The sequence below is a fragment of the Paraglaciecola sp. genome, from assembly GCF_051252315.1.
Classification (GTDB): Bacteria; Pseudomonadota; Gammaproteobacteria; order Enterobacterales; family Alteromonadaceae; genus Paraglaciecola.
In genome coordinates, this window is record NZ_JBPOFP010000025.1 from 34222 (window position 1) to 47920 (window position 13699).

Here is a 13699-nt window from a genome sequence, read left to right on the forward strand (position 1 = left end):
ATCACCAGCAGATAAAATCAAGCCCAAACAAGCCAATTCTAAATCAAAGATTAAATACCAATGCATTTAACCTGAACTAGGAATAAGAAGACTCGTATAAGATCAGGTTATTTACTTCAATATTTTTTGCAGTGCTTGTGAAAACGAAGCATGAGAAATACCACCATGATTTACATCGTAACTTATAGCTTCTATTTTAATCCCTTTTATCTCTTTAGATTTTAGCCAGCTAGCAAATTTCATTACAGCTTTGTTATTCCCCCTTTTTGCAGCGCCAGTTAAAAGTAAATTTACCTGTGTACTGCTGCCAGATGTCGCAAATTCATTAATGCGCTTTTGCAAATGTTTAGTTTGGTATTGCACGCTAGGATCAAAAGATAATATATGCCTAAACATAGTCGGAGAATTATCCTTCGAAAACAAAACCGCTAACGCCAACAATCCACCAAAAGAGGCGCCTTGTAAGGTTCTATTTTGCGAGTCGACTCTAAACTCACTCTCAATGTTCGGGAAAAACTCCGTAGATAAAAACTGTAAATACCTGTCTACACCAGGAAAAGTATAATCAATACGCCTACGCTTGCTTCGTCTCGGGCCTTCTTCAATACCAACAATAATAATTTGCGCCTGACTTTTTTCTGCATCTTGTACAAACTTATTAAACACCCATTGGGCATCAGTCGCATAGATGATTGGAAAACGTTTATCACTTTGTTTACTGTAACCAGACGGTAAATAAACATGATAGGGGTAAGTCACACCTGTCACTGTGGATGTAAAACTTTTATTGTAAAAAATCTGACCTTGGGTTTCTTTTATCGGATATTCAATTGCCATTTTTTTCGCGGCAAAAATATCTGAACTAAAACTCAATAAACATACAAGCCAAATACCCAGTAATTCCTTTTTCATATACTCACTGTTCCATTCATCTTAATTAAGAAACTTACCTTATCTTCGATTCAACACATTTTCTATATAAAAAAAGGTAATCACATGTAATTACACCAATAAAAGAATATATTACTTAGACAAAGCACTCAGTCTGCCTAATAATAGAATATACCTAGTTGATGGAATTTAACCTTTATGCCAATCACCTTTACCAGCGCTGAAAAAGCAATTCTACAAGATGTCGCTATTCCTCCTCGCCCCCAAGCACTCATTGACATATCAGCAGAAGCTAAGAAGAACGAACCAGACGTCAGCGTTATTGCAAAAATAATCAGCTCCGATATCAGTATTTCGTCTTCGGTGTTACAGGTAGTGAATTCAGCAGCCTTTAGTCGCGGAAAAGAAATCACCTCGATTCAACAAGCCGTCATGACACTGGGATTTAAACGAGTGTTACCACTGGTTAAATCTGTGGCACTAAAAAGCTCAATGGCTCAAAATGATCAACTCGATCTGTTTTGGCAACAAGCAAGTTTAGTGGCTACCGCTTGTTCTAAGATTGCCCAAGCATTAGGTAAAACAAAGTTAGTTGACCATGTCTATATGCTTGGTTTGTTTCACAACGCTGGTATTCCAATCATGTTGCTTGAGTTTCCAAGTTATAGCGAATTACTTCAACAAGCAGAAACCACAGGTTGGTCTAAGTTTACAGATTTAGAACGAGATAAATTTGGCGCGTCTCATACCACTATTAGTACAATGTTGGGACAAAAGTGGACCTTGCCCGCCGTGATGTCAGAAGTGATCTACAATCAACACGATATAGAAGGCATTTTTGAAAGTGGGGAAATTTCAGCAACTGGGTTGGAGTTGCTTTCCATATTAAAAATCGCACGCTACGCAGTATTTAAAAAAACAACTGGTGAAACCGAAAACGAAGAATGGCAACTGGTTACAGAATCAATTCAGGAATTTCTAGGAGTTGAAGATGTCGATCTAGAAAACATCATAGATGATGTATTAGAAGACCTAAATTAGTCAGTCACAGGTAGTGAAGCCTGCTAAGAGGTATAAAACCTTTTTAAGCTGAGTTTATCGAAATAACGACACTGCCTATTCTTTCTTCTGCTTCGACTTTTCGATGGGCTTCTGCAACTTGTTCCATGGGATAAACAATATCCACAACAGATGATATTTCCTCAGCTTCTAGCATATCTTTTAAAGTTGATAACTCTTCAGTTTTTTCGCCAGCAAAAGAAAACATTACTATTTTGTTCGAATACCGAGTAGTGATGACTGACCTGAACATGTCCGACAAACGTGGGTTAGCCAATAAATATCGGCCATTAGGTTTTAATGCTTTAATAGAAGCTGAATAGGGGACCCCTGCAACCATATTAAAAATAACATCGTATTGCTGTGCGCTTTGGGTGAAGTCTTGCTTGGTATAATCAACAAACTCATCAGCCCCAATTTCCCTCAACATATTTTCTTTTATTCCACTATCCACAGCGGTAACAATGGCACCCATTGACTTCGCTATTTGTACAGCAAAGGTGCCTATACTTCCTCCAGCGCCATTTATTAATACTTTTTCTCCTTTTTTAAGCTTAGCGCGCCTTAAATAATGTAAAGCGTTTAAACCTCCTAAAGGGACTGCCGCAGCATTTTCGAAACTCAAATTAACTGGCTTTGGGAGTAATGTGCTGGAGTCAGAAATAACTAGATATTCGGCGTACGCTCCCATGCCAAAACCGGCACAACCAAATACCTCTTCTCCTACCTGAAAAGCCTTTACATTTTTACCCACAGATTCAATTTGTCCTGAGAAATAACCACCTAATACCTGTTTTTTCGGTTTAGTAACCCCCAAAGCTATCCGTAAGGGCAGCCAAAACCATTGTACTGGAAAGCGAAAACTACGAAGTTCACAATCAGCCTTAGTGACTTCAACGGCCTTAATTCTCACTAAAACGTCATTAGGCTCAAATGCAGGTTTTGCTATTTGCTTCACTTTTAAGACATCTGGCGTGCCGTATTTCGTATAAATAATTGCTTTCATCACTTTCTAGTCACATGTTAATCATGGTAACGGCGGATCAAGCCAACTTTATCGCCATCCATTTCTAAAATCTCAGTTATCATCATAGCCCAAGGAGAAACCGTGTTTTGTTCTTTATTAACGTAAACTGCTGATTGTTTAAAACGGATTAATATTGCCGTTGTATTAAACACTCTTATTTCTTCGATCGTCGCTTTAAACTCAGTATTTTTTCCCATCATGGCAGACATGCTTTCTTTAAATTTATCTTTGCCACCTTTATGACGACTATCGTCAGAATTGAACGGAATATGTATGGTTCCTACATCATCGGTTAAATAATCCAGATACTGCTCTAAGTCAGCCGCTTTGGCATCAACCTGCTGAGTAGCAACAAAAGCCTTAAAATAATCTTTGGCAAATTGATTTAAATCCATATCTTTTGCTGACACATTAATTGACATTAATATTGTTAGCATAACCACAGCCCACTTTTTCATACACGTTCCTAGTTAAATTAAAAAGTTGTTGTGTATATTCGAACATTGCCCCTGGATTTTTAAAACAGTATTTACCTCTAATAATCTACCGTTCGACTTGTATATAGATGCAATCCATACCAAAAACAAAAAAGGCCTCAATCGAGGCCTTTTTTATCAAAAAGATTAAGTAGACTTATCTACTTAATCTTTCTTCTGATTAATTTTTTTAGCTTTCAACCAGCTGACACCTTTAAACACAACCAAAGCTAACAAAGCGTAAAAAGCAATGTGGTAAGCAATGTGGCTTTCGCCCAATGCATGGTCTTGGTGAGCAAAAGCTTGTGAACTTAATAAAACACTGCAAATCAATAAAATAAATTTCATAACATTATCCTCAAATGGAGTTTTCACTCTTTAAAAATGGTTAAACCTTCAGCATGCCTTCGGTTTCAATAAAACTAATAATTTCTGCCAAACCTTGTTTGGTTTTCATATTACTGAAAATAAACGGTTTGTCGCCACGCATTTTTTTACTATCTCTGTCCATCACTTCAAGTGACGCACCTACTAGTTCTGCCACGTCTATTTTATTAATAATAAGTAAGTCAGACTTAGTAATGCCTGGGCCTCCTTTACGCGGGATCTTGTCGCCAGCAGACACATCAATCACATAAATGGTTAAGTCAGATAACTCCGGGCTAAATGTAGCACTTAAGTTATCACCACCACTTTCAACTAAAACAAAGTCTAAATCAGCATGACGTGATTGTAATTCGTCTATAGCAGCTAAGTTCATGGAAGCATCTTCACGAATTGCGGTGTGTGGGCAACCACCGGTTTCTACGCCCATAATACGGTCTTGCTCTAAGGCTTGGTGACGGGTTAAAAACTCAGCGTCTTCACGGGTGTATATGTCGTTAGTCACAACGGCAATGTTATATTTATCTCGTAAAGCTAAACATAACTCGCGCAGTAATGCGGTTTTGCCTGAACCAACGGGTCCACCGACACCAATTCGTAATATTTGTTTTTTCTTCATGTTATTCCACATCTATTCTTTAAAATCTTGGTTATTTCGTTCTTAGTTGTTTCGTTCTTAGTTAGTAAGAAAAGAACGCCAGAACTAAGAGCGAAACAACCGGGTATATTGGTTTTCATGCCAGGCACTAGCCATGGCTAAATGAGGCAAGCTTGCCCCTATTTCATCATCAGCCACTAAGTTTGCGGCACTGACAACGGCTTCAACTTTTTCGGACAAATCATACAGCAAATTTTGCGCCTGAGTTTGTCCCAAGGGCACTATTTTAGTGGCTGCTGCCACTTGGTTGTCTATGTAAGTCCAACAATATCCGCTTTGGGCAGACAATAGATCCAAATCAAAGGTAAAAGCCGCAATAGCAAAAGCACTGACAAAACTCATATCTTGAATTTGTAATAAAACCTGTTGTTTGTCGGTGGGTAAATTGTCTAATTGATTTAACAAGCGTACTAACGCTTTACCCATAGCCACATCAGCCATGTGTAACTCGTAACTTTCGCGGCTAGCCAAAATTAACTCATTCCAATGGTTAAATTGCTCTTCTTGGCCTTCAATCAAGGCACTATATAAACGTTTAAGTACCGCCAAATCAGTTTGCGCTAACGCTACAGACAAGTTTAATTCAATCCAACTTTGGGTAGTGTCGACGTTAGTCACCCAATCGTTCTCAACGGCATACTCTAAGCCTTGAGAAAACGAAAAGCCGCCCACCGGTAAGTTTGCACTACATAATTGTAGTAACCGATTAAGCTTCAGAGCTTGAGGAGTATTAGTGCTCATGACCATGGTTCTTTTCACCAGATGAGTGACTATGAGAATGCCCGTGCCCGTGAGAATGCCCACCTTTACCATAGGCGCCGTTTTCAGGTTCAAAAATGGCTGGGGTGTGGTCGACAATTAATCCATATTGTTCGGTTAGTTCGGCCAATACGTGATCAGGTTTAAAACGCACCCACAATTCCCCCACTTGTAACACAGTGTGGCGGTTACCTAAGTGATAACAAACCTTGCTAAAAGTTAACCAGTCAGTAGCCGTGGCTGTATTTACAGGTTCAGCTTGGCCTAATACTTCGATTAGTTTTCCACATTCTGTTTTGAGCACTTCTCCCACTAAAAGTGGATGACCTCTCTCAACAAATATTCCAATGCTTTCACCTTGATCGGTTTGACCTTTAATCCGCGCTTTTTTACGGGTGTCATGATCTAAAGTGATCGACCCATCAATTGGGTCGTGGGTATGACTTAAACGTTCGTATGCTTGTAGCATCTTCTATCTAATTCCTAACTTTAAAATAACGTATACAATTGCGCGAGAGGAAGAGACGTTGCAGGCTCACAAGTCAATAGTTCACCATCAGCGCGCACCTCATAAGTTTGAGCATCCACTTCTATTTTGGGTTGCCAACTGTTGTGGATCATGTCGTCTTTACCAATATTACGGGTGTTTTTACAAGCAGCGACTTTTCGAGTCATACCAATTTTTTCAGGCACACCTTTGTCGATTGAAGCTTGAGACATGAAGGTATATGACGTTTGAGCAGAAGCACTACCATAAGAGCCAAACATAGGTCTGTAATACACGGGTTGTGGCGTAGGTATCGACGCATTAGCATCACCCATAGGCGCTGCTGCAATAAAACCACCTTTGATGATCATCGACGGTTTGATACCAAAAAATGCAGGTTTCCATAACACTAAGTCTGCTAATTTCCCCACTTCAATCGAACCGACTTCGTGACTAACGCCATGACTAATTGCCGGGTTAATTGTGTATTTCGCCACATAACGTTTAAGCCTAAAGTTATCGTTACGTTCGGTATCAGGCGCAAGTGGCCCCCGTTGTTGTTTCATTTTATGGGCGGTTTGCCATGTACGGGTAATCATTTCCCCCACGCGCCCCATTGCTTGTGAGTCAGAAGCAATCATACTAATTGCACCTAAGTCATGCATGATGTCTTCAGCCGCAATACTTTCTTTACGAATACGAGAATCAGCAAATGCCACATCTTCAGGGATATTCGGATCTAAGTGGTGACACACCATCAACATATCTAAATGTTCATCTATGGTGTTGATCGTATACGGACGAGTTGGATTGGTTGAAGATGGCAATACATTAGACTCACCACAAGCACGGATAATATCAGGAGAGTGTCCGCCCCCTGCACCTTCAGTGTGATAAGTATGAATTGTGCGGCCTTTAAATGCCCCAATGGTATCTTCAACAAAACCCGATTCATTTAGCGTATCGGTATGAATAGCCACCTGAACGTCATACCGTTCCGCTACCGACAAACAATTATCAATGGCTGCGGGGGTTGTGCCCCAATCTTCATGGAGTTTTAAGCCACACACACCGGCTTCGATTTGTTCTTCAATTGCGAGAGGTAAACTGGCGTTACCTTTTCCTAAAAATCCAAAGTTCATAGGAAAATCATTGGTAGCTTGCAACATTTTATGAATATTCCAAGGTCCCGGCGTACAGGTCGTTGCGTTAGTCCCGGTTGCAGGACCAGTGCCTCCACCTATCATAGTGGTGACTCCAGACATTAAAGCTTCGTCGATTTGTTGCGGGCAAATAAAATGAATGTGAGCATCTATGCCACCAGCCGTTAAAATTTGACCTTCTCCTGCAATAACCTCTGTGCCAGGGCCAACTTCAATATCGATATTGTCTTGAATGTCTGGATTACCGGCTTTACCAATAATAGCAATACGTCCGTCTTTTACGCCAACATCGGCTTTAATGATACCCCAGTGATCTAAAATGGTGGCATTAGTGATCACCAAATCAACGGTTTCAAAACATGATGCTTGGCTTTGCCCCATGCCATCACGGATGACTTTACCACCGCCAAACTTCACTTCTTCCCCGTACTCGGTGAAATCTTTTTCAACTTCGAGCCATAAATCGGTATCACCTAAGCGAACACGGTCGCCTACTGTAGGACCAAACATGTGTGCATAAGCGTGTTTATCAATACTAGCCATTATTTTAAATCTCCTTGAACTAAGCCACGGAAGCCGAACACTCGGCCTTTTCCGGCGTATTCAACAAGTGTCACTTCTCTTTCTTGTCCGGGTTCAAAACGCACGGCTGTGCCAGAGGTGATGTCTAACCTAAATCCTTTACACGCTTCGCGGTCAAAATGTAACGCACCGTTTACTTCATAAAAATGATAATGAGAACCCACTTGAATGGGTCTGTCGCCGCTGTTTGCGACTGTCACTTTAATCGTGTCACGGCCTACATTTAGGGCGTGTTCACCACCGTCTGTTTTAATTTCACCTGGGATCATGCTGCTTCCTTAAAAAGTCTGTCTTCAACACTTAGGGTTATGTGATCGGGTTATGAACAGTCACCAACTTAGTGCCGTCAGGAAATGTTGCTTCAACTTGTACTTCAGCTAAAAGCTCTGGCACGCCTTCCATCACCTGTTCTCGACTTAACAAAGTGCGGCCGTAATCCATCATTTCAGCTACCGTTTTACCGTCACGTGCGCCTTCCATAATTTCCATAGAAATATACGCCATGGATTCAGGGTAATTTAATTTCACGCCACGTTTTAAACGTCTTTCAGCTAATAATGCTGCCGTGAATAAAAGTAACTTGTCTTTTTCTCTTGGTAATAAATCCATAATTTCCTGCTCTTTTCTAGGCTGTTTTTCTAAGCTCTTTTTCTAAGCTAAATGGTGGCCAATTAGGTATGCCAAATACGTGGCACTATGCCTTGTTTTTTTACATACAAAGGGCGTATTTCTTGCCACAACAATATAAATATTTGTTTACATTGCTCAGCATGTTGCCCTAAATATCGCACAATCAACAATTCCTTGATATGTGTGACACTAACTTGTTGAGTGAAGCCTTGCTGTTCAATCACTTCTCTTAGTTTATCAATGAGCTCAACCTGTTGAGATTGATCCACTAAATGAGAAGGTGCATAAGCCAAAAATGTGGCAAACACGGTATTACTTGCAAGCCCAGCCATATGGTTTTGTAAATTATTTTCAGGGCTGATCACAATTCTATCGTGATACAACAATTTATTGTCGCAAATCACTTGATTAAGTTGACTAAACTTTCCTTGTTCAAAAGGTTGTTCCGAACTGGGCAAACCTAAACAACTAATATCCCATCCCAAATAAACACTGTCAGATTTTAGTTTAACAATGACCTGATTAATGCCTTGAGCACCATCATAAACAATGGTTTCTAGAGGGAAGTGTTCGCATTTTGCATTAGGTGCCAAATCAATATGAGTGATTTGTTTTTGTTCTGGATTACCAATTTCAACATCATGTCGCGCACGATAAAAGCGGTTGGCCCCTGGTGTTGTTACCAACACATGAGCCTGCTCAGGTAGATTTAAATCAACATGTAATTCATCACCCGACACTATGCCCGCCGGTGGGTGCAATAAATAAACATGAGCGCAATCTCGGCCTTCTGGATAAAAAGCCTTTTGTATTGAAAGCGGCCCAGTTCTTTGGGTGCGAGATAACTGGGTACCATAGTCTGAATGACTAAAGGTTAAACCTAACCTGGCTAACCAAGTACGTTTGATTGTTTGGGTTAGGTTCATTTAATTAACACTTAATGATATTTGTTTATACACGGCTAATCCGCTTTTTATTATACAGCCACTTTTTATACAGCTAAGTATTGGCCTACCAACTCATCGGTTAATTGTGCCATGGGACCAGAAGACATAACATGCCCTTTTTCCATTAATATAAATTCTTCACCAATAGCACGAGCAAAAGGCAACTTTTGTTCAACCAAAATAATGGTCATACCTTGCTCTTTATTTAGCTTAAGTAATACATCACGGATTAATTGCACTATGTTAGGTTGGATCCCTTCATTAGGTTCATCCAAAATTAACACCTCTGGATTTAACACCAAGGCACGGGCTATGGCTAACTGTTGCTGCTGACCACCAGACAAATCACCACCACGTCTGTGTATCATTTCCTTTAAAACAGGAAACAGTTCATACACATTTTCAGGGATCGTTTTGCTGGTCTGGCGTTTACAGTTAAGGCTGACTTTTAAGTTTTCTTCAACGGTAAGCTGCGGAAATATATGACGACCTTGTGGCACATAACCTATGCCCATTTCTGGACGAGACTCTACGCTTCGTTTTGCCGCATCTTCACCACAAATATCTAAACTACCGCCACTGATAGGTAACATACCCATGATGACTTTCAACAAGGTGGTTTTACCCACACCGTTTCGGCCCATAATACAAGTACGTGAACCTTTTTTGATATTTAGGTTCATGTCCCAAAGTATTTGAGTGCCGCCGTATCTTTGGTCAACTGATTCTAGTTTTATCATTAACCTTGCTCCTCACCCAAGTACACTTGGATCACTTCTGGATTAGATTGAATTTCTGACATGGTACCTTCGGCTAATACCGAACCTTGGTGCAATACTGTAACCGTACGAGCAATAGAACGAACAAACGCCATATCGTGTTCAACCACGACCACAGAATGATCACCGGCTAACGAGGTTAATAGTTCAGCTGTGCGTTCTGTTTCTTGACCTGTCATCCCCGCTACTGGCTCATCTACCAATAACACACGAGGATCAGCTGCCAATAACATACCAATTTCCAACCACTGTTTTTGACCATGGGATAAACGACCAGCTGGGTAATTACGCTCTTCAACTAAATCAATAGTATGCAATATTTCAGCAATCCTATCGTTTTGTTCACCACTTAGTTTATGGAATAATGCAGACCAAATACCTTTGTTGCCCTTTAAACTTAATTCAATATTTTCGAATACCGATAACTGCTCAAAAACCGTCGGCTTTTGAAACTTACGACCAATACCTGCGTTTGCAATTTCTGACTCATCAAGTTGTAACAAATCCACTTGCTGACCAAAACTTACTTTTCCGGTGTCTGGACGAGTTTTACCGGTAATCACGTCCATTAACGTGGTTTTACCAGCACCGTTCGCACCAATTAAACAACGTAACTCACCGTCGTTGATATATAAGTTCATGTCGTTTAATGCTTTAAAACCATCAAAACTCACACTCACATCTTCCACATATAGGATCACACCGTGACGAGTATCCGGCTGAATATTTTCGGTGGCAGATATCGGCGAACCATTTTTATCGACTATCATGACTTCACCTCCGCAGCATGGTCTTCTGCTTGTTTATCTTGTAACGCTTGGGCGTTGGCCTTTTTGTCTTTTATTTTAGTCATTATTGACGGAACAAACCCAGCAATACCTTTTGGTAACAACAAGGTGACTAATACAAACAAACCACCTAAAGCGAACAACCAAGCTTCGGGCATAATGGCGGTAAAACGGGTTTTGGCATAACTCACCACTATGGCACCAATTAACGCACCGTAGAGTGAATTACGTCCACCTACAGCCACCCAAATCACCATCTCAATTGAGTTAATAGGCGAAAACTCACCTGGATTAATGATACCCACTTGCGGCACATACAATGCACCGGCTAGGCCAGCAATCATGGCTGACGCCACATAAATCCAGACTTTATAATCTTCTGGCTTGTAGCCCACAAAACGAACGCGGTTTTCTGAATCACGAATGGCGGTGACCACGCGGCCCATTCTTGAGTTGACAATAAAATGGCAAATCACGTATGCCACGGCCAACACCAAAGCGGTGGTAATAAACAAACCTAATTTAGTGCTTGGAGATTGTAAAGAGAAGCCTAAAATTTCTTTAAAATCCGTTAAACCATTATTACCACCAAAGCCCATCTCGTTACGGAAAAACGCTAACATCAAGGCATAAGTCACGGCTTGGGTCATGATAGATAAATACACCCCACTCACTCGTGAACGAAAGGCTAACATACCGAATACGTAGGCTAATAAACCAGGGCCAATAAAGACCATAGCCACCATCCACAATACGCTGTCAGAACCAGCCCAATACCAAGGCATTTCAGTCCAGTTTAAGAACACCATAAAGTCAGGTAAATCTGGGTTTCCATAGACACCGCGATCACCAATTTGACGCATTAAGTACATACCCATGGCGTAACCACCTAAGGTGAAAAACGCGCCATGGCCTAGACTCAAAATACCGCAATAGCCCCATACTAAATCAACGGCTAAGGCTAATAATGCATAACACAAATATTTACCAAACAAGCTCACTGTGTAGTCACTCACGTGCAACAAAGAACCTTCAGCAAAAAATACGTTACATACACTCACATAAAAAGTAGCCAATAACAGAACGGCAATCACTACATGTAAATTGCTTAACTTACCCAATACGCCAGTCGCTGATGCGGTTGACGGAACACTCGAAGTATTTGTAGTTGATGAAGTCATTAGTCTGCAGACCTCCCTTTTTGTGGAAACAGGCCTTTAGGACGTTTTTGGATAAATAACACCAAACCGACTAAGACAATAATATTGGCTAATACAGAACCCGTAATTGGCTCTAAGAATTTATTGATTGACCCTAACGACATGGCTGCCACTAAGGTTCCCCATAAATTCCCGACACCACCAAATACGACGACTAAGAAAGAATCTATGATATACGCTTGGCCTAAGTTAGGCCCTACGTTAGTTAACTGACTCAATACTACGCCAGCCACACCAGCAATACCTGATCCTAGCCCAAACGTAATGGCGTCAACCCAATCACTTTTAACACTTAACGCTCTAGCCATATCTCGGTTTTGTGACACCGCTCGAACATGTAAACCTAAAGATGATTTTTTCAATATGAGTAACAAAGCAAAGAACACCATCAACGAAAAGATAATGATGTATAAACGACTGTAAGTTAATGAGAATACTGGGTTAATTTGTAATGAACCGCTCATCCATTCTGGTGATGATACCTGACGGTTTAATGGTGAAAATATTGTTCGGACCAATTGTTGCAAAATCAAACTGATACCAAAAGTAGCCAATAATGTTTCTAAAGGGCGACCTTTTAAGAACCGAATAACACAGCGTTCAATTAAAATCCCTACACTACCCGATACTAAAAATGCCAAAGGCACAGCAATAAATAACGAATATTCTAGTAAGTGAGGAAAGATTAACTGTACAACGTATGTGGTATACGCACCTAACATAATCATTTCACCGTGAGCCATGTTAATCACGCCCATGACACCAAAGGTAATAGCCAAACCAATGGCAGCCAATAACAATACAGAACCTAAACTTAGGCCAAAAAAGATGTTCTCTACTACGCCATAAAATTCACGTTTGCTATCAATGGTATCAAGTGCATCGGTAATGGCTTTAATCAGCGCCAGTTCGCCTTCATCTGTGGTTTTCTTTGGAAGAGCTTCTAACTGGGTGACCAAAGTATTTTTAACGGCAGGCTCTAAACTTTTCTCTAGATTGGCAACGGCTGCAATTTTTTGCTGTACATCACCATTTTTTAGCACCTGAATATCTAAAATCACCTGCATTAAACTTTTTACATCTGAATTTTTTTCAGCACTAATCAACTCTTCAATCAGGCTCAGTGCACTATCGTTTGGCTTATCAATCAGTTGTGTTAGGGCTTGAATACGTACTTCGGGGTTTTCAGCAGTTAGGTCTAACTTGGCTAACAAGCTCCTAATTTGCCCACGTAAACGGTTATTGGTCCGTACTTTTTTAATTTTGCTTTTACTTACGGGGGCTAATTCGGTATTGCCTAGCACATCCGTTAAGTCATATTTTTTATCTTGGTTCGATTGAGCACGAACAATCAGGTTCGAACCTCGCACGTAATATAATTCGCCGTCTAACATATATTGCAATAACGGACGGGTTTGTGGTGTTTTAGTGGCGGCAATCTTTTCTACTAGTGGCGCCATTTTGCTTAATTTAGCTTTGGGCAGTTGCTTGGTTAGCGTAGACAATGTCGAGCTTGGATTAGCTTGATTATTATTGTCTTCAGCCAATGTATGTGAACACATAAATACACTGAACAACGCTATGACGATTCTTAATGCGAACTGCCTCATTGTGATCTTTTTCAATGCGATCTCTTTCAACGCGATCACTTTCAACATAATGTTTTCCTTTTTGGGTACCGCATAATTCTTTGTTACCTATATTTTCAATATGGTCTAAAAGTCGAACAGGCAAATAAACTGAGTTTATTCAAAAGTGTTACTTGCCTGTGAAACTTAACGTGATTGTTAAACTTAACTTACTGGTAAAACTTAAAGAGAACACCCCGCAAAAAGCGGGGTGTAGGTAG

At 40.4% G+C, this 13699-nt stretch carries 16 protein-coding genes; 1 reads left to right on the top strand and 15 read right to left on the bottom strand.

Going from position 1 to position 13699, the window contains the following annotated elements; translation table 11 throughout:
* Positions 1–111 precede the first annotated feature (111 nt).
* On the bottom strand, positions 112–912 hold the full coding sequence (locus ACSHXM_RS07015) for an alpha/beta hydrolase (RefSeq protein WP_435688036.1): 801 nt from the start codon (positions 910–912) through the stop codon (positions 112–114).
* Positions 913–1089: 177 nt separating this feature from the next.
* Between ACSHXM_RS07015 and ACSHXM_RS07020 the strand changes: the two genes are divergently transcribed.
* Positions 1090–1932 (top strand): HDOD domain-containing protein, encoded by an 843-nt coding sequence (locus ACSHXM_RS07020; protein ID WP_435688037.1) that lies wholly within the window; start codon positions 1090–1092, stop codon positions 1930–1932.
* Positions 1933–1975: 43 nt separating this feature from the next.
* Here ACSHXM_RS07020 and ACSHXM_RS07025 read toward each other — a convergent pair whose 3' ends face one another.
* The 14 genes from ACSHXM_RS07025 to urtB form a co-directional block, all read right to left on the bottom strand.
* Entirely contained in the window at positions 1976–2956 is a 981-nt protein-coding gene (locus tag ACSHXM_RS07025) for an NAD(P)-dependent alcohol dehydrogenase (RefSeq protein ID WP_435688038.1), read from the bottom strand.
* A 17-nt stretch (positions 2957–2973) separates the two neighbouring features.
* On the bottom strand, positions 2974–3435 hold the full coding sequence (locus ACSHXM_RS07030; RefSeq protein ID WP_435688039.1) for a nuclear transport factor 2 family protein: 462 nt from the start codon (positions 3433–3435) through the stop codon (positions 2974–2976).
* A gap of 183 nt (positions 3436–3618) precedes the next feature.
* On the bottom strand, positions 3619–3801 hold the full coding sequence (locus ACSHXM_RS07035) for a hypothetical protein (protein WP_435688040.1): 183 nt from the start codon (positions 3799–3801) through the stop codon (positions 3619–3621).
* 40 nt (positions 3802–3841) lie between these two features.
* Positions 3842–4456, bottom strand: a complete 615-nt coding sequence (ureG, locus tag ACSHXM_RS07040; RefSeq protein ID WP_435688041.1) for an urease accessory protein UreG — start codon at positions 4454–4456, stop codon at positions 3842–3844.
* Positions 4457–4540: 84 nt separating this feature from the next.
* On the bottom strand, positions 4541–5236 hold the full coding sequence (locus ACSHXM_RS07045) for an urease accessory protein UreF (protein WP_435688042.1): 696 nt from the start codon (positions 5234–5236) through the stop codon (positions 4541–4543).
* Positions 5226–5723, bottom strand: coding sequence for an urease accessory protein UreE (locus ACSHXM_RS07050; protein ID WP_435688043.1), 498 nt, complete (start codon positions 5721–5723; stop codon positions 5226–5228). Before ACSHXM_RS07050 ends, ACSHXM_RS07045 begins: the two co-directional genes overlap by 11 nt.
* Before the next feature lie 20 nt (positions 5724–5743).
* On the bottom strand, positions 5744–7447 hold the full coding sequence (gene ureC, locus ACSHXM_RS07055; protein ID WP_435688044.1) for an urease subunit alpha: 1704 nt from the start codon (positions 7445–7447) through the stop codon (positions 5744–5746).
* A complete protein-coding gene (locus ACSHXM_RS07060) occupies positions 7447–7755 on the bottom strand; it encodes an urease subunit beta (RefSeq protein WP_435688045.1) in 309 nt (102 codons plus the stop codon). The genes ureC and ACSHXM_RS07060 overlap by 1 nt, the downstream gene beginning before the upstream one ends.
* 37 nt (positions 7756–7792) lie before the next feature.
* On the bottom strand, positions 7793–8095 hold the full coding sequence (gene ureA, locus ACSHXM_RS07065) for an urease subunit gamma (RefSeq protein WP_435688046.1): 303 nt from the start codon (positions 8093–8095) through the stop codon (positions 7793–7795).
* Between the two features lie 62 nt (positions 8096–8157).
* Complete coding sequence (locus ACSHXM_RS07070) at positions 8158–9042, bottom strand: urease accessory protein UreD (RefSeq protein ID WP_435688047.1); 885 nt, start codon at positions 9040–9042, stop codon at positions 8158–8160.
* Positions 9043–9107: 65 nt separating this feature from the next.
* Positions 9108–9803: an urea ABC transporter ATP-binding subunit UrtE gene (gene urtE, locus ACSHXM_RS07075; protein WP_435688048.1), complete on the bottom strand. Its 696-nt coding sequence runs from the start codon at positions 9801–9803 to the stop codon at positions 9108–9110.
* Positions 9803–10612: an urea ABC transporter ATP-binding protein UrtD gene (gene urtD, locus ACSHXM_RS07080; RefSeq protein WP_435688049.1), complete on the bottom strand. Its 810-nt coding sequence runs from the start codon at positions 10610–10612 to the stop codon at positions 9803–9805. The genes urtE and urtD overlap by 1 nt, the downstream gene beginning before the upstream one ends.
* On the bottom strand, positions 10609–11811 hold the full coding sequence (gene urtC, locus ACSHXM_RS07085) for an urea ABC transporter permease subunit UrtC (RefSeq protein ID WP_435688050.1): 1203 nt from the start codon (positions 11809–11811) through the stop codon (positions 10609–10611). Before urtC ends, urtD begins: the two co-directional genes overlap by 4 nt.
* Positions 11811–13460, bottom strand: a complete 1650-nt coding sequence (gene urtB, locus ACSHXM_RS07090; protein ID WP_435688051.1) for an urea ABC transporter permease subunit UrtB — start codon at positions 13458–13460, stop codon at positions 11811–11813. Before urtB ends, urtC begins: the two co-directional genes overlap by 1 nt.
* Positions 13461–13699 lie beyond the last annotated feature (239 nt).